The sequence below is a fragment of the Paenibacillus canaveralius genome (genome assembly GCF_047238265.1).
In the GTDB taxonomy this organism is placed as follows: Bacteria; Bacillota; Bacilli; order Paenibacillales; family NBRC-103111; genus Paenibacillus_F.
Genome location: NZ_JBDFMM010000001.1, coordinates 200001 through 221984, shown reverse-complemented (window position 1 = coordinate 221984; position 21984 = coordinate 200001). Strand labels below are relative to the sequence as shown.

Genomic DNA, 21984 nt, shown 5'->3' with positions numbered 1-21984 from the left:
TTTAAACTCTCCTTTATTCGGAATCGAAATAATTTCCAGGAACGACGGTTACTTGTTTCGTTTTGGAATCGACGCCGGTCAGCTTGGCCAGAGAGATGTAATCCTTCACCAGCTCTTCCTCGACCTCGTTCGATTCGATGAACACGCCGACACCGCCGACCGTCGCTTTGAATTCGCCCAGCAGGTCCACCATTCCCTGAATGGTGCCGCCCGCTCTTTTGAAATCGTCTATGATCAAGACCCGCGCTCCTTCCTGGAGCGTCCGTCTGGCCAGGGACATGGTTTGTATGCGTTTGCTGGATCCCGAAACATAATTGATGCTTACGGCGGACCCTTCCGTGGCGTTGCTGTCGCGGCGAACCGTCACGACGGGCAGGTTCATAAAGGAAGCCGTCGCGTAAGCAAGCGGAATGCCTTTGGTCTCTACCGTCATCACGACGTCCAGTTCTCTGCCCGCGAAAGCGGTAGCGAACGTTTTGCCGATTTCGTTCAATACTTGAGGCCGCCCCATAATATCGGCCATATACAAAAATCCGCCCGGCAGCACGCGTTCCGGCTGCTCAAACTGATTGCACAAATCCTGCACGAATGAAAGCGACGCTTCCTTGGCAACCTTCGGAATGAATTTCACGCCTCCGGCAGCACCGGCAAGTGTATGGAGTTCTCCGAGTCCTTCGTCCTCGAATACCTCTTTAATAATCGCCAGATCTTCACTGATCGAAGATTTGGCCGAACTGTAACGTTCCGCGAATGTAGTCAGCGGTATGAGCGTATGCGGCCGAAACAACAAATACTGCGTCATCTCAACCAACCGAGCGCTTCGCTTCAATTTTTTCATGACGCACCCCTAATAAAAACCGAATATTATAAAGAGAATATACCATTTTTGTCCGTCTTTGTACAACCTATACAAGGAAAACATCACATTCGGGACACGACCGTCCCCGTCGGGACAGAAAAAAAGCTCCTCACCGGGAGCTATCGCAGCGGATCTCGAATGCCCGCTGCCTTACGGAAGCATCCGTACAGCGTATACGTCCTTGCAGAATCCTCTCAGCCCGTTATAGATCCGGGCCACTTTGGCTTCCTTCGAGACGAGCCCGAACACGGTCGGGCCGCTTCCGGACATGAGCACGCCGTCAGCTCCGAGCCTCATCATCACTTCTTTCATCTGCCGGACTTGAGGATAAAGCTGGAGTGTCACCTCTTCGAGCACGTTGCCAAGGCTTTCGCACAGCTCGTCGAAACGTTTATGCCGGATGGCCTCCAAAACCTGCCTGGTGTCAGGATGATGGTTGATACCCGCGGCATTCAGTTTCCCGTAAACCTCGGAGGTCGACACGTTGATGGGCGGTTTGGCGAGAATAACCCAGCACTGAAGAGGGTTGTCCACCGGGTGCAAGATCTCTCCGCGGCCTGTTGCCAGCGCGGTCCCCCCCGTCACGCAGAAGGGTACGTCCGAGCCCAGCTCGCCGCCCAGCTTCTGCAGTTCCTCCGTGGGGATGCCGAGTCCCCACAGACGGTTCAGCCCGCGCAGCGTAGCCGCCGCGTCACTGCTTCCTCCGGCGAGCCCGGCGGCCACCGGAATTTTTTTGTCCAAATGTATATAGACGCCCTTGCGGACGTCATACCGATCTTTTATGAGCCTCGCGGCCTGGAAGGCGAGGTTCTTCTCATCAAGCGGGATGTAGCCGGCCTGACTCGAAATGATGATCGTATCCCGAGGAAGTTCCTGCATTTCGATTCGGTCGGCCAGGTCGACCATCGTCATAACCATTTCCACTTCGTGGTAGCCGTCTTCCCGTTTCCGTAACACGTCCAGGGACAGGTTGATTTTGGCCGAAGCTCTTTCGTATATTTTCACAACGGTCACCTTCTTTTGGGCGCTTTGCCGATAATAGCTTCACATATTATAGCAAATGCCTCTAAGAAAAGCTAAAGCTTCCGGCACAGGTCAAATACAGGCGGGCCGGGCATTTCCCATTTGTTCACTTATTTATTAACAATTGTATCCCACATTAAACATACAGCCGCGCACCTACGAATTTTAAGGCAGCAGGAACATTCCGCACCGGCCATTTTCGTATAACGCGGTTGAACGGAAAGAACGGCAATAAAGTAGTTCCCTACAAGATAAAAGCCCTATTTTCGCTTCTTCCCGACTTTAACGCTCCATGCTGACATCCGTGTCTTATGGACGGCGTTTTGCAGCCTGCTCGGCGATCTGGAGAGCTCTTTTCACCATATTCCCCGCATCTTTACTCCGTATCCCGCCCCAGCCTTCACGCTCGACGGTCTCATAGAAACCAAGGTCCTTTGCGAGCTCATATTTAAACTCATCGGACATGACGCCTCTTCTTCTTCTGCTCATCTTAGTTCCTCCTTTAGGGTGCGGTTGCGGTAGGGTTGCACCATTAGTATGCGTCGGGAACCGGAATGTCATTCATGCGGACCTGAATACGGACAGGAAAGCGCCGCTTGTCCCCTTCCGCTGCTCAAAAGCTCCCGGAAAAGCAAAAACGGCAGCTCCCAAAGGAGTGCCGCTGGTCTTAATGCTGTATATACGTGATGCGGAGTTCTTCTGCTGCGTCATCGTCACAAACCGTAACTTCAACGGATTCGGTCAAAATATCCGCGTAGCTGTACGAGACCCGCTTAAATGTTTGTTGTTCCTGGTCTAGCTTTACGATAAAAACAGAAGGGTAGGTTTCTTCCAAAACACCGAAACGCTCAATGGTTTTCCGACGGCCGCCATTTGCTTTCAACATGATTTTCTGTCCAACATGAGGCTCAAGACTGCGTTTGATTTCCAACAGCGCATTTTTAGCCATTGTGATCTACCACCTCTTTCTCTGTTTATTATACCTTAAAACAGTGTGTTTGTCAAACAAGCTAAATATTATATCAGCCGGACAAATACGTTGTCAACGGTATAAAATCCTATTTTTAAATCTTTACCTAAGCGTAGCTTTTGTCAAAACCTGAAGAATTATGCATCGCTGCCTTTTACGAAGCTCTGACAGCCCCAAGAAGCCACACTTCCGCTGATGAACTCATCCACATAAAAAAAGCGTACAGTCCCTTGTATCCAAGATACATGGTTCTGTACGCTTATTTTAAACGCCGGGCAGGTGCTGCTGAAGCCGCACCCTTTATTCCCAAACTTGCAAGCAGCGCTTCCTCTTATCGCCTCGCCAGGCACCCCGTCAGGAGCTTAAACAGTGGCTTCCGCAGTCAGATTCACGAGCCGGGGCACTCCCATCCGGTAACTGCCTCTCGTTTCAATGCCGCCGACTCCGTCAAGGCCCGTCACCGTAACTCCGGCCAGGTCTGCCATGGATACCGTGTCGCGAATCGATGTGTAGGACGCTTTGGCGGCTATGCACAGAGGGTCCAGCGCATGTATGAGCACACGGGCGGGGGAGCTTGCGAAATTCGCTCCCGCCTGCAGCAGCGCCTCAAAGTGGGACTGGCAGGCACCCGCTACGATCGTCAGGGCGTCCCGGTTGCTCTGGTACTGCCGCGCGACCTGGACGGCTCTGACGAAGTGAAGCGAGTTTTTATAGCTGTCGAGCTGGTGTACGTCCAGCTTCTTTCTGTTTTTCAGCAGGCCGTCATGTCCCGTGACAACGACGATGTCGGGCTTCACCTGCGGCAGAAGCCGCTGCAGGGTGACAGCCATCTGAGATTCGCTCACATAGAAGCCCTCCGCAGGAATGCGGAGCTCCCCGTACAAATTCATGCTTTTGCGCAGATAGTTCGGGTCGCCGTCCAGATGCAGGATTTTACCCGGCATCTCGAAATATTGCGTATTCTCGGGCAGCTTATTACGCACCAGATTATCGTTGAGCCGGTACAGCTCCTGACGAAACTGGCGGATGCTGCGGATTGTCTCGCCTACCCTGGGCAGATTTACTCTCGGAAAGTCCGAATCGCGGACGGCCGTTACGCGGGATAAATCGGCAATGGGAGCGTCCGCCAGCAGGCGAAAATCGACGCCCCGAAGAATCGCCCTTGTCGTATCGATCTCCTGGATTCGAAAAATGATATCGTTGCCGTAGGATTTGCGGGTCGCCAGATCGCCTTGCCTCATGAAGCCATCCCCTCCTAAGCCTATCGTATGGCAGGGGTGGGCAATTGGTGATTAGCCCGCTTCTATTTGCTGCAGGTGGGGCAGTTCCGCAGAGCTTCCGTCACGCGGCCGTATTCTTCCATGCTGAGCGTTTCGCCGCGGCGGCTGGGCTCGATGCCCGCCTCCAGCAGAAGAGCCTCCAAATCGCGCTTGTTCTCTTTGGAGAAGAACCGGGCTCCGAGGTTGTTATAGATCGTTTTGCGCCGCTGCGCAAAGCTGGCTTGTACCACCTCGAAGAAGAAGTCTTCGTCCGCCACTTCGACGGGGGGTCCTTTGCGCAGACGCAGGCGGATCACAGCCGAGTCTACGTTCGGCTGCGGCACGAAAACGGTGCGCGGAACGATCGTGACCAGTTCCGCTTCGCAGTAGAATTGTACGGCGATGCTGAGGCTGCCGTACTCCTTGCCGCCCGGCTTGGCCGCCATCCGGTCCGCCACTTCCTTCTGGATCATCACGACGATGTTTTCGAGCGGAAGCTTCTCTTCGAGCAGCTTCATGATGATCGGCGTCGTGATGTAATAAGGAAGGTTGGCGACGACGCTGATTCCGGACAAGCCGGAGAATTTCTCCTCGATCAGCTGTCTCAGATCGAGCTTCAATACGTCGCCGTGAACGACCTCGGCCGACGGATAGGGCGACAGCGTCTCCCGCAGGATGGGGAGCAGACGCTGATCGATCTCCACCGCGACGACACGCCCGGCTTCCTTCGCCAGCTGCTGGGTTAACGCGCCGATGCCGGGCCCGATCTCCAGCGCTCCCTTCTCGGGAGAGAGCTCAGCCGCGGAAATGATGTTGCGCAGGACATTCCCGTCCGTGAGAAAGTTCTGTCCCAGACTTTTTTTGAGCACGAGATTGTGCCGGTTTAGAATATCTTTGGTGCGTTTGGGCGTTGCCACATCTTCAGAAGCAAAGAACGGGCCGCCGCCTTGTCCATTTGAGTTCATAGTCATCCTCCAAGCTTCCGTTCCTGACGGAAGCCGCCTCTGCGTAAATTATTGCTCCGGACGGTCCAGCTGCTCAACGGCAGCCTCGAACTCTTCCCGGGAAATTTGAAAAGCGGCGCAGCGCTTGTAAAACTGCTTACCATTACAATACCCGATTCCGAGCTTTTTTCCTACTTCGAGCCTTCTGGCCGCGGCATCGGGGTGAACAATAAGGCCCGCCGCAATCAAATCTTCCCAGGTTAACAATGATACGGCGCCTTCATACTCAGTCTTCACGTTGGCCAGGGCCGATCTTATGGCCTCAGGCGTCGCGTTCTCCACTCCGATGTCGCCGCGCTTCTCCGCAAGTTCCTGGGGGAGAAAAGCGTGCTTGCAGCCGGGAACCTTGCCCGAAATGATTTTACGGATGCGTTCGCCCGCATGGTCCGGATCCGTAAAGACAATTACCCCTCTTCGTTCCTGGGCCAGCCGGATACGATCCAGAATCGCCCGGTTGATTGCCGATCCCCCGGTTTCGATCGTATCCGCTTCGACCGCCCGCTTGATGGCGGTTGTATCGTCTTTTCCTTCGACAACAATGATTTCTTTGATCATGTTCTTATCCTCTCTTAAGCGCACAAAAAGAAGAGGGCATCCCTCTTCTTTTTGCATACGGTTTGTTACCGGTTTGTAAATCTTCGTTACAGGTAACATGTTATCCTAATCTTGTGTCGGTTTATTCGGGCCGATGACATAAACGGTATATCCCCGTTTCACACCGAAAGTCTTCGCATAACTCATGCTGTCGAAATAAACGTCCATTTTCTGGTTTTTAATGGCACCGCCCGTATCTTCCGCACGGCGGTATCCGATTCCTTCAATGTACACCCACCAGCCTAACGGCACGACGGATGGATCCACGGCAATCGTTTGGCCCTGTACGGGTTTGGTTCCGCTGGCCGTCCGGTTACCGACGCCCGGCTCTTGGGAAGAGTAAGCGGTCAAGGTAACGTTCTTTAATATTTTCTTCGCGTCTATGTTGGTACCTGCTTTAGTTACCTGCTTAGGCTTAACCGGTTCGGATGCGGCTGCCACCGTAACGACCGGATTTTTTGTGCCTACAGCCACAATCTTATCCACACTGGCGTTTTTGACTGCTTGATCGATAACCTGCTCGGATACGAGTTTTCCGTTTTCGAAAATCTTCTCTTTCTTTTTGACCAATACGCCTTCCTGGCCCTCCTGTACGACCTGCTCCTTGCCTTTCAGCAGATCTTCATCGGATTTCTTGACCACACTGAAAGCGATCGGCTCCGAAATTTCTTCCGTTTCTTTCTTCACCCGGACAACTTCGATAGCCGCATTGGCTGAAAGCACCGTGTCTTTGGCCGGAGTCACTTTGTCGTGCTCACCCAGCGAAATATTTAAATCTTGCAGAACTCTATCTACCGTTTTCGCAGTGGTGTGCACCGTTTGTGTCTGCCCGTCGGCAGTTAGCTGCACGGGTGATGCATGATCGATGACAATCTTCTGACCGTCTTGAATCTTGCCGTCCAGCGGCATAGATACCTGATCGTGCTCACCGATTGTAATGGCTTGTTCATCCAGTAGGCGCTGCAGGACCCATTGTCTTGTTTCCACAACGGTTTCTCGTCCGTTTACCACCAATGATACGCTCTTACCAGCCGTACCGTATAACAACACCAAAAACATGAAAGTCAAAGCGAATGAAATGATAGCTGCAAGGATGATCATACGCAAGTTTTCATGCTTCCATCGCAATGCGAAGGACATGCTGGATGATCGCTTAACATGGGTCTCTGGTTGCGAGATATTGCCCACTTCTTCGGTCCTCCTTCAAAGCCTCGCCTCTGTGATACGCATGATGATTTGGACGCGACTTAGGTTTATTTGGCGGTTCCTAACGGAACCCTTGCAATTGGCTTCTTTCCCGCCGGCTGACCGGTTGCTCTCAGTCTTTACGGGGTCTGCATCACCTCCGCTTGATGTTTACCTGTATGCGGGTCGAATACCCGTCCGATATGGAACAAAAAAGGCCATCGGAAATAGAAAGCTTCCCGGTGGCCTGTGTGTGAGCGCGACTAAACAGAATGACACGACAGTTGGTTATCTCTCCCGGTACGCTTACGAGGTTAGCTGACGGATTCGGGCCGTGGGAGCTGCCCTACTCGCCGGCGGTGCTGCCTGCACCTGCCATTGAGATTCACCCCAAATTGTTTCCTGTTGTATCGGCTCAAAAGCTGTGCCGACCTTGACAGCGGTTCCCCCGTTTTCCTTTTACGGAAACTCAGCGTTAAAACTTGGCGTTTATTAAGTTATCATGAAAGTATATTACGCTCAAATATCCAACCTGTAAAGGGGTCATATTCCTTAAAAATAAGCAAATTTAACCAAACCAACGGCATTTATCTAATTATCTTGCAGTCGTTCTCCTTTTTTCTCCCGTTATCTCGCTTCTAGTTTTCCCCATTTCCGCCGTTCCGCTTGGGGATTGGGCTTCCAGGCATTTTTTGACTATAATAAAAGATACGGCAAACCGCCCGAAAAGGCCCGAAGCCGCAATAACCGATTGAAGAAAAGCAGGTGAAGGCATGGATCCAATTCTTCACATTTCCCGTCTCAGCGGAGGCTATTTACCCGGAAAACCGATTCTGCGCGATCTCGAAATTACAGTCGGACAAGGTGAAATGGTCGGTCTGATCGGACTCAACGGAGCAGGGAAAAGCACGACCATCAAACACATCCTCGGACTTCTGAAGCCCCAGGAAGGCAGTGTCCGCATCCGCAACCGGACCTTGGAGGAAGATCCTCTCGGCTACCGGTCGTCGTATTCTTTCGTCCCGGAGTCTCCCGAATTGTACGACGATCTGACGATTGAAGAGCATTTGGAACTGACGGCGATGGCTTACGATATTCCGAAGGAAGCGTTCAAGGAACGTGCCGGCCGCCTGATGAGCGAGTTCCAGATGGAGCCCAAGCGCAAAAGCTTCCCGGGCCAGCTCTCCAAAGGGATGAAGCAGAAAGTCATGATCATGAATGCGTTTCTTGTCGAGCCCGCGCTTTATGTCATTGACGAGCCGTTCCTCGGTCTTGACCCGCTGGCGATGCGTTCTCTTCTCGACATTATGGCGGATTTCAAGAGCAGAGGCGCAAGCTTCCTGATCTGTTCCCACATCCTGGCCACGATCGAAAGATACTGCGACCGGTTCGTCGTTCTCCATCAGGGGAGAATTCTTGCCCAAGGCACGCTGGAGGAATTGAGACAACAGACCGGGCTGTCCGATGCGACGCTGGACGAGCTGTTCTATGAGCTGGTGCGGAGGAATCCGGCATGAACCAGGAAGCAGCCGTTCACAGAGCGGGCACGGCCGGGGCTGTCCGCCAGCTGTGGAAGCGCAGATTCGACCATTACCGGCAGGAAACGTCCCGCTACTGGGCTTATGTCGCAAGAAGCCAGTTTTTCGGTTTTCTTTTCCTGATTTTTATCGTTTCTTCCTATTATTATGCAAAAATCCTTCAGCAGCTTCCGACATCTTTTCCCTACATTTGGATTGTTCTGCTCCTCCTCGTTCCGGCTCTTGCGGCCGGCTCGGTGCGAACCCTTCTAAAGAATGCGGACCGGGTATTTCTGCTGCCTCTGGAACCCGTTATGAATGTGTTCTTCCGGGCGGCTTTCCGCTACAGTTTGGGAATCCAGGCCGCACGCTCCATTGTCCTGATGCTGATTGCTTGGCCTTTGTACAAACACTGCACGGGCACGGAGGGACAGCCTTTATGGCTGATGGCGATTTTTGTTCTTCTAATAAAAACAGCCAACCTGCTCGGATCTTGGCAGGAAGGCCGTTTTTCTTCTCCCGGATGGCGTCTGGTCTCGGCGGGGTACCGCTGGATCGCAAGCGCGGCAGTCGTCTTCGCCTTGTTCGGTACGGGCCCGCTTCCGGGCGGAATCGTTCTCTTGGCGGGACTTGCCGTCTGGGCGGTCGCGTACAGGCTCGGGCCCGGACAACGGGCAATGGGCGTCGCCTGGGATTATCTCATCGACAACGACCGCAAGCAGCAGTACCGGCTGTACTTGTTTTTCAGCGGATTCGCCGATGTGCCGCAGCTTCCGGTGCGGGTGAAGCAGAGACAATGGCTGGCGGGCATTACGAACCGGTATTCGTTCCGTTCTTCCTCGCTTTACCCGTATCTCTTCACGAAGACGTTCGTCCGTTCGGAACTGCTCGGCATCGTGGTTCGGATCACGCTCGTGGCAGGTCTGGCGGCCGCGGCCGTTCAGTCCGCGCCGGTAGCCGCCGCCGTGTGCGTCGTGGCCCTGTTCATCTCGCTGATTCAGCTCACCTCTCTGGAGCAGTCGCACCGCTACACGTTCTGGCTGCAGACCTATCCGGTAGATCCGCGCCGTAAAGTGGACGCCGTGGTACGGATCATCAGTGCCGCCTTCGCCCTGCAGGGGCTCGTTTTGACCCTGCTGATGCTGTTAAGCGGAGCGGGCGTCTATGCAGCCGCTCCGCTCGCGGGCCTCGCGCTCGGCCTCGTGCTGTGCGCCACGGTCATGAAGCGGAAATTTACCGCTTCATTTGAGGCCGAGTAGGCGCACGGCATTGTCCGTCGTGACCTTTGCGAGCTCCTCGAGGCTCATGCCGCGCAGCTCGGCGGCCGCTTCGGCAACGAGACGCACGTAGGACGTCTCGTTGCGCTTGCCCCGGAACGGATGCGGCGTCAAATAAGGCGCGTCCGTTTCAATGAGCAGGCGGTCAAGCGGCACCTGTTTCAGAACTTCCTTGGGCTGCTTGGCGTTTTTGAACGTAATGGGCCCGCCGAAGGAAATATGAAAATGCATATCCAGACACATCTTCGCCGTTTCCCAGCTTCCGGAATAGCAGTGCATAATGCCGCCGACTTCGGCGGCTTTTTCTTCTCTCAGGATCTGGACGATATCTTGATGAGCCTCGCGGTTATGGATCACGATAGGAAGCCCGACCTTGCGTGCAAGGCGGATCTGCTCGCGGAACACTTTCGCCTGCACATCTTTCGGGGACGTATCCCAGTGATAGTCCAGCCCGATCTCCCCGATCGCCACTACTTTCTCGTGCTTGCACAGCTCCTCGATCCATTCAAGATCACCCGGCCGCATATCCACGGCATCCGTCGGATGCCAGCCTACCGTCGACCATATGAAATCGTACTTCTCGGCAAGCTCGATGGAAGAAGGAATGGTTTCGCGGTTGAACCCTACGTTAACGATCCGGGTCACTCCGTTGTCCCAAGCCCTTTGGATGGCTTCGTCACGGTCTTCATTGAAAGCTTCATTGTTCATATGAGTATGAGTATCGGTCAGCATAACGGGAACTCCTTTTGTTTCGTCTGTTTTTTGAGTTAGGCGTCGAACAGCTTCTTGCGGAGGGCCGAAGCCCTGCCGCCCTCTTTTTCAAACAACTCGGCGGGATAATAAATGCGGTGCTGTCCCATGTGGATACCCGAGATCGATTTGACGATTTCGGAGCGCACCGAAATTTCCGTCAGTTTATCCTGGCCATCAAGCAGCAAAATAGGCTGTTTGTCTTCCTTGCCCGTATCGGGCCGGTACACGTCATACGACTGGTCCGACGGGAAATCCAGCTCCAGGTAATAATCCGCATCGAATCCGGCCTCCTCCAAAGCGTCGCGGAATTCCGTCAGCAGCTCTTTGTCCCACTCTTCCACGGCGGTGAACTTAAACAGACGGCGGTGAAGAAAACGTCCGGACAAATCAGCCAGTACGGGATCTTTTTCCAAACTCCAATACATCAAAACCGTCTGCATCAAAGATTCGTCTAGAAGGAAATAATCGTCCAGCGACAGCTTCCCTTGGAAAAGATGAAGGATAGGTTCCGGCATAAACGTAAACGAGTAACCGTCTTCGAACAGTGCTTTGGCGCACTCCAGAACTTTCCCCAGCAAAATTTCCGCGCTCCTTGTAACCGGGTGAAAATAAACCTGCCAGTACATCTGGTAACGGGACATTAAATAATCTTCGACGGCATGCATCCCGCTCTCTTTTACGACAATTTTCCCTTTATAAGGCCGGACTACCCTTAGAATACGCTCCAGATCGAAAGTTCCGTAATTAACCCCGGTAAAATACGCGTCCCGCAGCAAATAATCCATCCTGTCGGCATCGAGACTGGGAAGAGACAAGACTCGTTACAATCTCCTTGCGATACGTTTTGCAAATGACACCGGCAACATCATGAGCAAATGTCGGCGAGACCTTCGAGAGCACCTGATTCACTTCACTGTCACCTAAAATGATCCGGCAGGACCAATTTTCGTGATTCGTTCCGAATACTTTTTCTATAGAGTGGGAAAACGGTCCGTGACCGACATCATGCAGCAGAGCGGCGCACAGGCAAAGCAGCCTTTCCTCCTCCGGCCAGTCCGCATACGAGTTTCTTTCAAACTGGGAAATAATCTTTCTCGTAATCTCGTAAACGCCAAGCGAGTGAGAAAAACGACTGTGCTCCGCACCGTGAAAAGTCAGGAAGGATGTGCCCAGCTGGCGGATTCGCCGCAGCCGCTGAAATTCCTTGGTGTTGATGAGGTCCCAAACCGTGCGGTCCTGCACATAAATGTATTTATGGACAGGGTCTTTAAAAACTTTTTCTTCTATCATTTTTGCGTCTCCTTTTCGACATAAAATCCGACTATTTGCTCATTTAAGCAAGTATTTTGTCGAATAATGTTACAAGTTATTTTCCAAACTAAGCGTTACTTGTCACAAAAATAAAACAATTGTCACTTTAGAAGAAAGCGTTTAACCGCAATAGATCCACTTATTTTTAAGGGTTAAGGAGGAATTCGGCTTTTCACAAAGAATTCATTAAATATAAAAACTGCAATTAGAGACCAATTTTGGGTTGACTATTTTGGGAATGCTTGGTATCATGAATATCGAAAACTATGTCGAATAATGACGATTAATTATTTCAGTAGATTGGAAGGAGCTTTTATATATGATGAAATCCACAGGTATTGTAAGAAAAGTCGACGAATTGGGGCGTGTCGTTATTCCAATCGAACTTCGCCGTACACTCGGTATCGGTGAAAAAGACGCGCTGGAGATTTATGTAGACGGCGAGCGCATCATGCTTAAGAAGTATGAGCCTGCTTGTATCTTCTGCGGAAACGCTGAAAATGTGACTTATTTCAAAGGAAAAATTGTTTGTCACGAATGTTTAAATGAAATGCCAATACCTGTGACAAAATAAGAAAAATAGTATATAATAAGAACTAGCAAAGTTCCCATTGGTAATTCTAACCTTTTTCATATCTCCTCTACGTCTCTGATCCCGGCGGACCACCGTCACGGATTGGGGACATTTTTTTGTCCGGAGGGATGAAAAAGCTTGCTTTAGAACAAGTGTACGACGCCCGGGTACTTGGGGCAGAAGGAAACTGTGAAAAGCTTCGACGTTTCCAAGCGTATGTCTCCGGCCTGGCCGTATGCTTCGCTTGATACGGATGAAGCATCCCAGTCCGGCTTTCGCTTAACACCTATGCGTATTTGGGACGCAGAAAGAAAAGTCCTGTGATCGGCACCGGTTATCCGCGTTCCTGATTGCTCGGGCGAAAATATACCGGCCCCAAGATTGCGTACCGCGTGCTGCCTGTGCCCGGTGCAGTATCACAGGACGGTGGTCAACCGTCTTGCCTCCCCGAAATCTCAGGTTGATTTCCCCACCGCCGGAGACTCAATTCTGAAGCAGTTCGTTGTAGACGTCCCGCTTCGGCAGCCCCCTGTCGGAAGCGGTCTTTTTGATCGCTTCCTTCTTGTTAAGCCCCTGCTCCATGTAATGGGCGGCATGCGCCTCCAGCGATAGCTCCTTCCACCATGCGGCTTCCGCCTCCGCCGTTTCGGCCGCGCTGCGTCCCTCCACGAGGACCACGTACTCGCCTTGAGGCGGATGCTCGGCGAGATGAGCCAGCGCACCGCTGATCCGGCCGCGCCCGAACTCTTCATAGCGCTTCGTCAATTCGCGCGCCAGGCAGATCTCACGATCCCCCCATGATTCGAGCATCTGCTCGAGCGTACGGACAACCCGATGGGGGGATTCGTAGAACAGCAGCGTGCCCTGCGCAGGCGCAAGCCGCGCCAGCTCCCGCTGCTGATCTTTCTTATCGCGCGGCAGGAATCCGATGAAAGTAAATTCATCGGTAGGGAGCCCTGAGGCGATAAGGGCCGACAAGGCCGCGTTCGCTCCCGGAACCGGCACGACCCTGACTCCGGCTTCTATTGCGAGCCGGACCAAATCGTGCCCGGGATCGGAGATCGCCGGCAGCCCCGCATCGCTGACGAGCGCGACGGTCTGCCCCTCGCTCATGAGCCGGATCAGCTCTGGGCCGCTCGCCTGCTTGTTATGCTCGTGATAGCTGACGAGCCTCCCGGAAATGTCGAAGTGAGTCAGCAGCTTGCGGGTCTGGCGCGTATCCTCCGCGGCGATTAGGTCCGCTTCCTTGAGGATGCGGACGGCCCGGTAGGTCATGTCTTCGAGATTGCCGATCGGAGTGCCGACCAGATAGAGCATTCCCGTACCCGCCGCCTTCTCCGTTTCCCGGCTGCGGCCCCTTCCCTTAATCTGATCCGGCGTAGATGAGACGGCATCGTGGCCGAACTTATTTTTGCCGATTGCTTTAGCCTCGGCCTGCTTTTCCGGGTTCAGTGAATCTTTTGATTCTAGGGCTGCTTGTTCCTTTGCTTTCCCGGCCCCATACTCATACTCTGTTTCCACCACCGCATTAGCCGCATCTCCCTCCTTCCCGAATTGGCGCTGATCGTCTTTCTTCATTATATAGCTTCGCTGTATGTTAAAATTCATGCCGGTTATCCTCTGTTTCTTTCGTTTTCCGGGGCTTTATTCCCGCCCGATTCCAGCTCATTTTTCTCTCCGTAAAACACGGCGTGGAGTTCGCCGCAATATCTTCCGCCTTCCTCGTGAACGAAGAGCGGTGGAAGAGTCCGCATATCCGCTTTGCCGTCACGGATGCCCTCGATCAGTACCATCATCGCCTCTTCTCCCTGCCTCGGATGAACGAAACGTACTCTTTTGGGCTCGATACGGTACTGTCTCATCAATGTGCAAATATCGACCAACCGGTTCGGCCGGTGTACCATGGCCATCTTGCCTCCCGCTTTGAGCAGTTTGGCCGAAGAAGCTACCACGTCCTCCAGGGTACAGAAAAGCTCGTGCCTTGCGGCAGCTACATGCTCATTACGGTTCTGTTCGCCCGCCGGGACCGGCAAATAGGGCGGATTGACCGTCACCAGATCATACTGCGAAGCTCCCAGCGTCCGGTGAATCTGCTTAAGGTCGGCATGTACCATATGAAGCCTTTGCTGCAAACCGTTCAGCTCAATATTGCGCTTCCCCATACCTGCCAAGCGCTCCTGAATTTCCACGCCCCAGATCTCGCCCCCGGCTGTTCTTGTAGACAACAGAAGGGGAATGACTCCGTTGCCGGAGCACAAATCGACAATTTTGCCCCGTGGGGGAACCGTGCAGAACCTTGCCAATAAAACCGCATCCAAAGAAAAAGCAAATACCTCTTCGCTTTGGATGATTTTCAAATCATGTGTCAGCAGATCGTCGATCCGCTCCGTTTCATGCAGTGCAACCTGCACACGGACTCCTCCTTTATTTTAACCGGAATTCTCATATGGAAAAAACCGTAGAGAAAAGTTCCCTACGGCTTACGTTATTTATTTAAGAAAGACAGGCAGAACAAACAGTCTCCTTCCGTCCGCAGGTGTCCGTAATAGACATTGCAGATATGGAAGCCTTCATAATACAGACGGGCCAGATTGTCGTATCCTTCGCCGATTACAGGCTCAATGCCTTTCTCGGGTTCGGAATCCGTCTCCTCGGCATCCCCCTGCTTCAGCAATTTGCGAAGCTGTTGATTTTCCATCATCAGCCTTTGGTTATCCTCAAGCAAAGAAATGATGGTTTTCTTCAAATCGCCAAGCTCTGCATATGCTTTTCCGATCTGCTCTTCCAAACCGTCGATTTGCGCAAACATTTCATGTTTCTCCACTGTCTCACCTCAAGTAACGCTTCCCGCATCCGTTAACTAATCTTGCTCCGCTACATCGTCAAAAGGAAGATCCATTATTTTGCCGATATCGTACAGCTGAACCTTACAAGTTTTTTCGTTCATATTCAGTGAAAGCACCTTGCCGTTGCCAAGTGAAGTAATCACATAAGTTCCTACGGAAGGCACGCTGTCTTTGGCGCTCTCGTAGTTGTCATGCTCGAACTTCAAGCAGCACATAAGCCGGCCGCACAATCCGGATATTTTGGTCGGATTCAGAGACAGGTTCTGGTCCTTGGCCATCTTGATCGATACCGGTTCGAAATCTCCCAGGAAGGAAGAACAGCACAAGATTCGGCCGCACGGCCCGATTCCGCCCAGCATTTTGGCCTCATCCCGCACCCCGATTTGACGAAGTTCGATACGCGTTCTGAAAATGCTCGCCAAGTCCTTAACCAGCTCCCGGAAGTCGACCCTTCCTTCAGCCGTAAAATAAAAAATAATTTTATTCCGGTCAAATGTATATTCCACGTCCACCAGCTTCATTTTGAGCTGATGATCCTTGATTTTATTCAAACAAATCCCGAAAGCATCTTTGGCCGCCTTCTTGTTCTCTTCAACAAGCTGGGCATCCGTCGGATTCGCAATCCGGATGACTTTCTTGAGCGGAAGGACAACGTCGTTCTCTTGAACGGTTTTCTTTCCGATGACCACTCTGCCATATTCGATGCCTCTGGCGGTCTCGACGATTACGGCGTTCTCTTGTTCCACAGGAAGGTCAATGGGATCAAAATAATACACCTTGCCCGCCTTTTTGAAGCGGACACCTACGACGGAATACATGTTACACCCCCTGTATGTCCACTAGCATTTTCTCGACAACCAGCTGCCGATTGGCATTGAACCGGAGCCGTTTTTGAAGTTCAACCGCACGGGCAAGCAAACGCACCCAATCCCCGGTTTCCCTTTTGAACGACAACGGGCCCATCCAGTCCATCTGGTCGATATATACGAAATTTTCCTTGCGACCGATTCGCAGGGAAACCATGTCTTTCAACCATAAAATCATGAGATCGAAAAGCAGAGCCGTATGATCGGCCAGCCCGGCTTTGATCCACTTCTGCTGCAGCGTAACAAAGGAAGACGGATAGCGTGTCAGCGTTTCCCTCAACAATTGTATCATTGTGCCGCGGATTTCGGCAAACCCATTTGTCTGGATCATTTCTTTGGCCGCTTGTATGCCGGCGGTCAGATGAATGGCAGGCTGCACCAGGGCAGCAGGGTGACCTTCTTCCAGCAGAACTCTCGCCATCTCCGCCCTGGGCATAGGTGTGAATGAAATCCACTGGGAACGGGACTGAATAGTCGGCAGCAGAGCATGTCCATTCTCCGTAATGAGTACCGCAACCACTTTCGAATTCGGTTCCTCCAAAAACTTAAGCAGGCTGTTGGCAGCCTGAACGGTCATTTTCTCCGCCTGGTTAAGAATATAAATCTTCGTGCCCGAACCGGCGGAACGATAGGCAAACTGCTTCTGCAGCTCACGAATCTGATCGATCTTGATGGAAGCCCCGTCGGGCTCGATTCTGTAAAGATCCGGATGGTTGCCATGCTCGACCTTCCTGCACTCCAGACATTCCCCGCAGGCGTCATCCTTGAGGTTCGTGCAGTAGATCGCTTTCGCCAGCATAAGGGCCGTCTGCTTCCTCCCCGTACCTACCGGACCGCTGAATATATAAGCGTGCGATATTTTATCCTGCCGCAAGCCGCTTTGCAATATGCGCTTGGCCGTTTCCTGGCCTGGGATCGTTTGAAAAGACATTTGTATATTCTCCACTGTCTTTAAAATAAAAAGTGGATCAGCATGCCTCGTATTTCGCCTATTCGCTGCAAAATTTCCAGACGTCCCTGCTCCGTTTCAAGCAGATCGTCCGCCATGCCGAGCAGTGCGCCGTCTACTTCCTCCAGCAGCTTGTACCTCTTCGTCCGGCCTCTCCTATCCCATCCGCGAGTCTCGCGCAAGCCGACGCCCTGACGGGCCGTTTCCTCCAGAAACTGCTTGATCAGCAGCTTGTACTGCCGAAGCTCCCGCAGCGTCATGGATCTGGAAAGACGGTCACCCTGAAGCCCGATCTGCTGAAGCATCCGGTTAAGCTGCTCCATGGTGACCTTTTCGTCATGCTTGAGCATAAAGGAGGAAAAGTCTTTGGGAGGCGATTGAAGAGTGGGCGCCGTTTCAGGGACCTTTACGTTCTTACCGATCGGCTGCCACCCCGGGTTGATTTTCAAGCTTCATGCTCCCCTTTTGTTGCGTATTGGCGGGTTCCGTCGGTCGGTTCCAGCCGCTTTAGAAGTGCTCAAAACGTTCGACCGGAAGCAGAAACACGGCGGCACCGCCGACCTGCACTTCAACCGGGAACGGAATATATGAATCTGTCGTACCGCCCATCGGCGATACCGGCGTCACAAGCTGATCACGGACTTTGCAGTTAGCCTTGATCACTTTGAAAACTTCCGGAACCCGCTCATCCTCGATACCGATCATGAACGTCGTGTTGCCCGCACGCAGAAAACCGCCGGTACTGGCCAACTTGGTTGCACGGAACCCTTCCTTGATCAAAGCATTGGAAAGACGATTGCTGTCTTTGTCTTGAACAACGGCGATTACGAGTTTCATCGCAGATCCCCCTCTTTCATTATACCTCAGGCTTTGGAAAAAAGACACGATCTAACAGTTGTTTACAATCCTGCAAAATATCACGGGCGATTTCATCCTGAGTGCGGTCTGCATCAATCAGACAAATCCGCTGCGGATTTTGTTCCAGGATCCTCATAAACCCTTCCCGGACACGGGTATGATACGCTTCGCCCTTCTGTTCGATCCGGTCCAGGCCTTCTCCGCCGGCTGACTGAGTCCTTGCCAACAGCCTGCGGCGGCTTGTTTCAACCGGAACATCCAGCAGGTACGTGCGCGTAGGCTCCAGCCCTCCGGTCGCGAAACGGTTAATCGCCGCTACCTCTTCCAGGCCGATCCCGAGTCCATAGGACTGATAGGCCAGACTCGCGTCGACAAAACGGTCGCAAAGCACGATCCGGTTCGCCTTCAGCGCCGGCATGATCAATTCCCGGACGTGCTGGGCACGAGATGCGGCATAGAGCAGAACCTCCGTATGGTCCGCCATTTCCTTGTAGTCCGGCGTTAGAACAAGACTGCGTATGTGGTCGCTGATCGGTGTGCCTCCCGGCTCCCGCGTTACGACCGTATCATATCCGAGCTCCTGCAGCGATTCGGCCAGTCTACGCAGCTGCGTCGTTTTGCCCGAGCCGTCAGGGCCCTCGAATGTAAGAAATAGTTCTTTCACATTACCCTCCTAAAAATAAAAACGAAACCAACCTTCAGGCCGGAAGTTATTCTATGTTGCTTTCACGGTATCTTCCGGAGTATCCGTCAGTACCTTCAGACGGCCCTTCGCCGCCTCCCGGCTTCCATGAAATCTCGCTCCCGAATCGGCCAGCCGCTTAAGCTCAGCCGCCGTATCCTCTTGAATAAGCTCTCCAGGATACAGCAAAGGAATTCCGGGCGGATAGGGGATCACCATTTCAGCGGATCTTTTACCGGCGGAACTCTCAATCGGCATGATGCATACAGTCTCCTGTACACGGTCCTTCCAGTCTCGGGTAACGGGTATGTTCAAGGGAACGGGTTTGGAAACGGAGTTAAGAAGAGGCTCATACATACTATTCGGGCTGATGCCCGGAAGTTCCTGCTTATTTGTCAAGTATTCCGTGGAAATGGCTGCACAAGCTTTCAAAACTCTTTCCGCGTCTTCCATTGTCGAGGCGGGCGTCAGCAGAAGCAGAACGGCTTTATCCGCGGCAAGCTCCACAAAACATCCGGCTTCTTCTAAAAGACCCTGCAGCTCTGAGCCGCTCAGCGTCCCTGTCCCGTCATAGATCGTCACTTTAAACGGATCCAAATGGTCATAGGCCGCTTGTCCCGAATGATGTTTCAACTGCCGGAAACCATACAGGTCTTCCAGCCCTTCACGAAGTCTCTGAACGGCTTTCAATCCTTCTTCGACTAGCTTTTTCCCGTTGAGATGCATCTGCCTCCTCGCCAGATCAAGCGAAGCCATGATCGGGTAGGACGGGCTCGAACTTTGGAGCATCGAAAGCAGCATCCGTATTCTTTCCCGGTCCAGCCGGTCGTGGCGGAGATGGAGCATCGCCCCCATTGTCATCGCCGTGAGCATTTTGTGGGTGGACTGGACCACGCCATCGGCGCCGCAGGCAAGCGCGTTCTCCGGCAGTGCCGGATGAAAGCCGTAATGCGCCCCATGCGCCTCATCTACCAGCAGCGGCAGGCCGTGCCGGTGCATCAGATCGGCGTAAGGGCGCAGATCCACTCCCATTCCGTAATAGTTCGGATTGGTCAGCAGCAGCCCCTTCGCCTCCGGATACCGGGAGAGCGCGTCTTCGACGTCGCTCAGCCTGACGGAGGCGGGTATACCGCTTTCCCCATCGGTCCGCGGGGAAATAAAAACCGCGTGCGCGCCGGCCAGCATTAATCCGTGAAGCACGGATTTGTGGGCGTTGCGCTGCACGAGAAGAATGTCGCCGGGCCCGCACAGCGACATGATCATGGCCAGGTTGCCGGCCGTACTGCCGCCAACGAGGAACAACGTCTCCTCCGCCCCGAAACAATCCGCCGCGAGCGCCTGCGCCTCGCGGATCGCCTCTTCGGGTTGGTGGAGATCGTCCAGGCCGCTGATCTCGGTATAGTCGAGTGCCATCAGCGGCCCAAAAAAGGAGCGGCCTCTCGGTCCGCTCCCCTGCCTGATTTATGACCGGGTACATGGAAACTGGCCGGTCTTCGTTCATAATGCTCCCTCATTTTTTCGAAAAGGGGTGCGTTTTCGCGATTTGGCATATCCAAGCATCCTTTGAAATCCTATATTCATGAAGTAAATTAAGCATACCTGTCAGCCGTCCAGAAAATCAAGGCATATTTCAAGCACTATGCTTACTGCGCCCCAGATCAGGCGTTTTGCTTATAAAAAATCTGTTTTAACTGGCGGATAAAAAAAGAATATTTAACATCCATCACATCGGTGCGTACAATTTCAGCCTCGCAAGCATCACAGATAAATTCCGAAGCGATCTGAATGCCTTCCTGCTTTTCTTCTCCGCATACGATACATTTCACCAGAACCGGGTCTTCCATACGGATCACCTCTACTTTTTTTCCTATTAGCAGTATGTCCGGTTTACGATTCTTTTAGACGCAAAAGAAAGGGTTGCAAGCACATCAGGGTGCCCTTCTCGCCACGAAATGCGGGGTCTTGGGGTTTTGCCTGCGTGCAAAGCTCTCATTGCAGCAATCTTTCTCCCCTTTAATCTTTAAAAAGCGACGCTTTAAATCCGATATAGATAGAGTACCCTGCTTATGAGATACTGACTAGGACAACAGACGGTTTATACGGAGGCTTTCCAATTTGAAAAACAACACTTCCAGCGATGCGATTATCTACACGTACACCCTTCTTCGGCGTATTCCGCATCATCTCCTGCTGCTCGGCGTTTATTACGCGTTTGCCGCGGTATGGGCGGTTAAAGCCCTGCTTACAAACAGTTTGCTTTCTTTATGTCTCGGCTATATTTTCGTTCAACTTCTTCATATGCTGGCAATCCGCGGTTATCTTCATTTTGTGAGAAAAGCGGAGCCTCAGGGCTGGTCTTTCCGTTTCGCTCATCTGTGGACGGGCTATATTCCCGAGCAGTACGTAATGCTGCGGTCTTTCGTCCGTCTTCACCTGCACCTTCTTATCTCGGGATTCGCCGGCATACTGCTTCTGTATCCTTGGCTCGGCGCCGCGGCCTTATCCAATATCCTGTTTGTGCACCTGTGGATTTTGGGGGGGCGGTTTTATATGTTTCTGATGTTCCGGAAACAATATGGAGTCGGCTGGCTGCGTCTCCGTGCTAATGAAACATCATGCTACAAGCAGTAAGTCCTCGTCCCTGCCTGCTCTGGAAATAAAATTGGTAAAAAGGCGTCTCATAATTGGAAATGATGAACCTTAGAAATGGAAAATATATCGTGGTGGTCGGCTAACGTCAAGCGATATCACACCCGCTTGGGGACTGTGCGGTACATAAAGATCGGATCCGAGGCTCTATCCTGGACCGGTCTTTTTTTAACTTGAATTTATCTTAAACAATAAAAAACCTTTTCGAATTGGAGTTCGAAAAGGTTTTATTTGTGCTTGGCAACGTCCTACTCTCCCAGGACCCTTCGGTCCAAGTACCATCGGCGCTGGAAGGCTTAACGGTCGTGTTCGGGATGGGTACGCGTGGTTCCCTTCCGCCATCGTCACCAAACAGGTGTCTATGTAGACACATCAGGGTTGCTCCCTGAAAACTAGCAGCGAAACGTGCAGTCGATCCATCCAAAGATCTTGTGGTGCATACGCTGGGTATGCTTCCGATGCGGCATCTACTGTCGTAAGTGCCTCGTGGTCAAGCCCTCGACCGATTAGTATTGGTCAGCTCCACACATTGCTGTGCTTCCACCTCCAACCTATCTACCTCGTCGTCTTCAAGGGGTCTTACATACTGGGAAATCTCATCTTGAGGGGGGCTTCACGCTTAGATGCTTTCAGCGCTTATCCCTTCCGTACATAGCTACCCAGCGATGCCTCTGGCGAGACAACTGGTACACCAGCGGTACGTCCATCCCGGTCCTCTCGTACTAAGGACAGCTCCTCTCAAATTTCCTGCGCCCGCGACAGATAGGGACCGAACTGTCTCACGACGTTCTGAACCCAGCTCGCGTAC

The 21984-nt window shown here is 52.6% G+C and carries 23 protein-coding genes, 2 rRNA genes, 1 pseudogene and 1 riboswitch (1 of these 27 cut by a window edge); of the genes and pseudogenes, 4 read left to right on the top strand and 22 right to left on the bottom strand.

All coding sequences use genetic code 11. The features are described from left to right. Positions 1 to 13: 13 nt before the first annotated feature. The 8 genes from purR to ABC395_RS00955 all read right to left on the bottom strand — a co-directional run bounded on the left by purR (position 14) and on the right by ABC395_RS00955 (position 6897). Entirely contained in the window at positions 14 to 838 is an 825-nt protein-coding gene (purR, locus tag ABC395_RS00990; protein ID WP_413000215.1) for a pur operon repressor, read from the bottom strand. A gap of 171 nt (positions 839 to 1009) precedes the next feature. After that, positions 1010 to 1864 carry a 4-(cytidine 5'-diphospho)-2-C-methyl-D-erythritol kinase gene (ispE, locus tag ABC395_RS00985; RefSeq protein ID WP_413000214.1) on the bottom strand — a complete coding sequence of 285 codons (855 nt, stop codon included), beginning with the start codon at positions 1862 to 1864 and terminating at the stop codon, positions 1010 to 1012. A gap of 327 nt (positions 1865 to 2191) precedes the next feature. Next, a complete protein-coding gene (locus tag ABC395_RS00980; RefSeq protein ID WP_413000213.1) occupies positions 2192 to 2371 on the bottom strand; it encodes a small, acid-soluble spore protein, alpha/beta type in 180 nt (59 codons plus the stop codon). Positions 2372 to 2549: 178 nt separating this feature from the next. Next, a complete protein-coding gene (veg, locus tag ABC395_RS00975) occupies positions 2550 to 2831 on the bottom strand; it encodes a biofilm formation stimulator Veg (protein ID WP_103997908.1) in 282 nt (93 codons plus the stop codon). A 383-nt stretch (positions 2832 to 3214) separates the two neighbouring features. Beyond that, positions 3215 to 4093, bottom strand: coding sequence for a sporulation peptidase YabG (gene yabG / locus ABC395_RS00970; protein WP_413000212.1), 879 nt, complete (start codon positions 4091 to 4093; stop codon positions 3215 to 3217). Between the two features lie 62 nt (positions 4094 to 4155). After that, positions 4156 to 5076 (bottom strand): 16S rRNA (adenine(1518)-N(6)/adenine(1519)-N(6))-dimethyltransferase RsmA, encoded by a 921-nt coding sequence (rsmA, locus tag ABC395_RS00965; protein WP_103997906.1) that lies wholly within the window; start codon positions 5074 to 5076, stop codon positions 4156 to 4158. A 48-nt stretch (positions 5077 to 5124) separates the two neighbouring features. Continuing rightward, entirely contained in the window at positions 5125 to 5670 is a 546-nt protein-coding gene (rnmV, locus tag ABC395_RS00960) for a ribonuclease M5 (protein ID WP_413000211.1), read from the bottom strand. A 105-nt stretch (positions 5671 to 5775) separates the two neighbouring features. Next, positions 5776 to 6897 (bottom strand): resuscitation-promoting factor, encoded by a 1122-nt coding sequence (locus tag ABC395_RS00955; RefSeq protein ID WP_413000210.1) that lies wholly within the window; start codon positions 6895 to 6897, stop codon positions 5776 to 5778. Between the two features lie 286 nt (positions 6898 to 7183). After that, a riboswitch (cyclic di-AMP (ydaO/yuaA leader) is annotated at positions 7184 to 7379 on the bottom strand. Between the two features lie 288 nt (positions 7380 to 7667). Here ABC395_RS00955 and ABC395_RS00950 point away from each other — a divergent pair. Together ABC395_RS00950 and ABC395_RS00945 are read left to right on the top strand one after the other, a co-directional pair. Then, the gene (locus ABC395_RS00950) at positions 7668 to 8411 is read left to right on the top strand and encodes an ABC transporter ATP-binding protein (RefSeq protein WP_413000209.1); all 744 of its coding nucleotides are present in this window, start codon (positions 7668 to 7670) and stop codon (positions 8409 to 8411) included. Further along, a complete protein-coding gene (locus ABC395_RS00945) occupies positions 8408 to 9670 on the top strand; it encodes an ABC transporter permease (RefSeq protein ID WP_413000208.1) in 1263 nt (420 codons plus the stop codon). Before ABC395_RS00950 ends, ABC395_RS00945 begins: the two co-directional genes overlap by 4 nt. Here the strand turns inward: ABC395_RS00945 and ABC395_RS00940 are convergent. Together ABC395_RS00940 and ABC395_RS00935 are read right to left on the bottom strand one after the other, a co-directional pair. Continuing rightward, the gene (locus ABC395_RS00940) at positions 9653 to 10420 is read right to left on the bottom strand and encodes a TatD family hydrolase (protein WP_413000207.1); all 768 of its coding nucleotides are present in this window, start codon (positions 10418 to 10420) and stop codon (positions 9653 to 9655) included. The two genes, ABC395_RS00945 and ABC395_RS00940, sit on opposite strands and share 18 nt — an antisense overlap. A gap of 35 nt (positions 10421 to 10455) precedes the next feature. Continuing rightward, positions 10456 to 11731: pseudogene (locus ABC395_RS00935) on the bottom strand (HD domain-containing protein). A 340-nt stretch (positions 11732 to 12071) separates the two neighbouring features. Between ABC395_RS00935 and ABC395_RS00930 the strand changes: the two are divergent. Beyond that, positions 12072 to 12326: an AbrB/MazE/SpoVT family DNA-binding domain-containing protein gene (locus ABC395_RS00930; RefSeq protein WP_009671874.1), complete on the top strand. Its 255-nt coding sequence runs from the start codon at positions 12072 to 12074 to the stop codon at positions 12324 to 12326. A gap of 483 nt (positions 12327 to 12809) precedes the next feature. Here ABC395_RS00930 and rsmI read toward each other — a convergent pair whose 3' ends face one another. The 10 genes from rsmI to ABC395_RS00880 all read right to left on the bottom strand — a co-directional run bounded on the left by rsmI (position 12810) and on the right by ABC395_RS00880 (position 20371). Continuing rightward, positions 12810 to 13643 carry a 16S rRNA (cytidine(1402)-2'-O)-methyltransferase gene (gene rsmI, locus ABC395_RS00925; RefSeq protein WP_413006663.1) on the bottom strand — a complete coding sequence of 278 codons (834 nt, stop codon included), beginning with the start codon at positions 13641 to 13643 and terminating at the stop codon, positions 12810 to 12812. A 296-nt stretch (positions 13644 to 13939) separates the two neighbouring features. Continuing rightward, complete coding sequence (locus tag ABC395_RS00920; protein ID WP_413000206.1) at positions 13940 to 14737, bottom strand: tRNA1(Val) (adenine(37)-N6)-methyltransferase; 798 nt, start codon at positions 14735 to 14737, stop codon at positions 13940 to 13942. 74 nt (positions 14738 to 14811) lie between these two features. After that, a complete protein-coding gene (gene yabA / locus ABC395_RS00915; protein ID WP_103997897.1) occupies positions 14812 to 15150 on the bottom strand; it encodes a DNA replication initiation control protein YabA in 339 nt (112 codons plus the stop codon). A gap of 36 nt (positions 15151 to 15186) precedes the next feature. Continuing rightward, positions 15187 to 15990 carry a PSP1 domain-containing protein gene (locus ABC395_RS00910; RefSeq protein WP_016424270.1) on the bottom strand — a complete coding sequence of 268 codons (804 nt, stop codon included), beginning with the start codon at positions 15988 to 15990 and terminating at the stop codon, positions 15187 to 15189. A gap of 1 nt (position 15991) precedes the next feature. Next, a complete protein-coding gene (gene holB / locus ABC395_RS00905) occupies positions 15992 to 16969 on the bottom strand; it encodes a DNA polymerase III subunit delta' (protein ID WP_413000205.1) in 978 nt (325 codons plus the stop codon). A 20-nt stretch (positions 16970 to 16989) separates the two neighbouring features. Then, positions 16990 to 17436, bottom strand: coding sequence for a YaaR family protein (locus ABC395_RS00900; protein ID WP_413000204.1), 447 nt, complete (start codon positions 17434 to 17436; stop codon positions 16990 to 16992). Between the two features lie 58 nt (positions 17437 to 17494). Continuing rightward, the gene (locus ABC395_RS00895) at positions 17495 to 17824 is read right to left on the bottom strand and encodes a cyclic-di-AMP receptor (protein ID WP_009671881.1); all 330 of its coding nucleotides are present in this window, start codon (positions 17822 to 17824) and stop codon (positions 17495 to 17497) included. A gap of 19 nt (positions 17825 to 17843) precedes the next feature. Next, entirely contained in the window at positions 17844 to 18509 is a 666-nt protein-coding gene (gene tmk / locus ABC395_RS00890; protein WP_413000203.1) for a dTMP kinase, read from the bottom strand. 51 nt (positions 18510 to 18560) lie between these two features. After that, positions 18561 to 19940, bottom strand: coding sequence for an aminotransferase class I/II-fold pyridoxal phosphate-dependent enzyme (locus ABC395_RS00885; RefSeq protein WP_413000202.1), 1380 nt, complete (start codon positions 19938 to 19940; stop codon positions 18561 to 18563). A 245-nt stretch (positions 19941 to 20185) separates the two neighbouring features. Beyond that, a complete protein-coding gene (locus ABC395_RS00880; RefSeq protein WP_009671897.1) occupies positions 20186 to 20371 on the bottom strand; it encodes a sigma factor G inhibitor Gin in 186 nt (61 codons plus the stop codon). Between the two features lie 271 nt (positions 20372 to 20642). Here ABC395_RS00880 and ABC395_RS00875 point away from each other — a divergent pair, with 271 nt between their 5' ends. Further along, the gene (locus tag ABC395_RS00875; protein ID WP_413000201.1) at positions 20643 to 21158 is read left to right on the top strand and encodes a hypothetical protein; all 516 of its coding nucleotides are present in this window, start codon (positions 20643 to 20645) and stop codon (positions 21156 to 21158) included. 253 nt (positions 21159 to 21411) lie between these two features. Here the strand turns inward: ABC395_RS00875 and rrf are convergent. Next, positions 21412 to 21528 (bottom strand): 5S ribosomal RNA (gene rrf / locus ABC395_RS00870). A gap of 134 nt (positions 21529 to 21662) precedes the next feature. Continuing rightward, positions 21663 to 21984: ribosomal RNA gene (locus ABC395_RS00865) — 23S ribosomal RNA — on the bottom strand; it runs 2595 nt beyond the window's last position.

What these genes read in the sequence shown, in the direction of transcription:
- purR (WP_413000215.1), bottom strand. Translation starts at nt 838, where the DNA reads ATGAAAAAATTGAAGCGAAGCGCTCGGTTGGTTGAGATGACGCAGTAT.
- ABC395_RS00980 (WP_413000213.1), bottom strand. Translation starts at nt 2,371, where the DNA reads ATGAGCAGAAGAAGAAGAGGCGTCATGTCCGATGAGTTTAAATATGAG.
- veg (WP_103997908.1), bottom strand. Translation starts at nt 2,831, where the DNA reads ATGGCTAAAAATGCGCTGTTGGAAATCAAACGCAGTCTTGAGCCTCAT.
- yabG (WP_413000212.1), bottom strand. Translation starts at nt 4,093, where the DNA reads ATGAGGCAAGGCGATCTGGCGACCCGCAAATCCTACGGCAACGATATC.
- rsmA (WP_103997906.1), bottom strand. Translation starts at nt 5,076, where the DNA reads ATGAACTCAAATGGACAAGGCGGCGGCCCGTTCTTTGCTTCTGAAGAT.
- rnmV (WP_413000211.1), bottom strand. Translation starts at nt 5,670, where the DNA reads ATGATCAAAGAAATCATTGTTGTCGAAGGAAAAGACGATACAACCGCC.
- ABC395_RS00950 (WP_413000209.1), top strand. Translation starts at nt 7,668, where the DNA reads ATGGATCCAATTCTTCACATTTCCCGTCTCAGCGGAGGCTATTTACCC.
- ABC395_RS00945 (WP_413000208.1), top strand. Translation starts at nt 8,408, where the DNA reads ATGAACCAGGAAGCAGCCGTTCACAGAGCGGGCACGGCCGGGGCTGTC.
- ABC395_RS00940 (WP_413000207.1), bottom strand. Translation starts at nt 10,420, where the DNA reads ATGCTGACCGATACTCATACTCATATGAACAATGAAGCTTTCAATGAA.
- ABC395_RS00930 (WP_009671874.1), top strand. Translation starts at nt 12,072, where the DNA reads ATGATGAAATCCACAGGTATTGTAAGAAAAGTCGACGAATTGGGGCGT.
- rsmI (WP_413006663.1), bottom strand. Translation starts at nt 13,643, where the DNA reads ATGCTCTATCTGGTCGGCACTCCGATCGGCAATCTCGAAGACATGACC.
- ABC395_RS00910 (WP_016424270.1), bottom strand. Translation starts at nt 15,990, where the DNA reads ATGTATTCCGTCGTAGGTGTCCGCTTCAAAAAGGCGGGCAAGGTGTAT.
- holB (WP_413000205.1), bottom strand. Translation starts at nt 16,969, where the DNA reads ATGTCTTTTCAAACGATCCCAGGCCAGGAAACGGCCAAGCGCATATTG.
- ABC395_RS00895 (WP_009671881.1), bottom strand. Translation starts at nt 17,824, where the DNA reads ATGAAACTCGTAATCGCCGTTGTTCAAGACAAAGACAGCAATCGTCTT.
- ABC395_RS00885 (WP_413000202.1), bottom strand. Translation starts at nt 19,940, where the DNA reads ATGGCACTCGACTATACCGAGATCAGCGGCCTGGACGATCTCCACCAA.
- ABC395_RS00880 (WP_009671897.1), bottom strand. Translation starts at nt 20,371, where the DNA reads ATGGAAGACCCGGTTCTGGTGAAATGTATCGTATGCGGAGAAGAAAAG.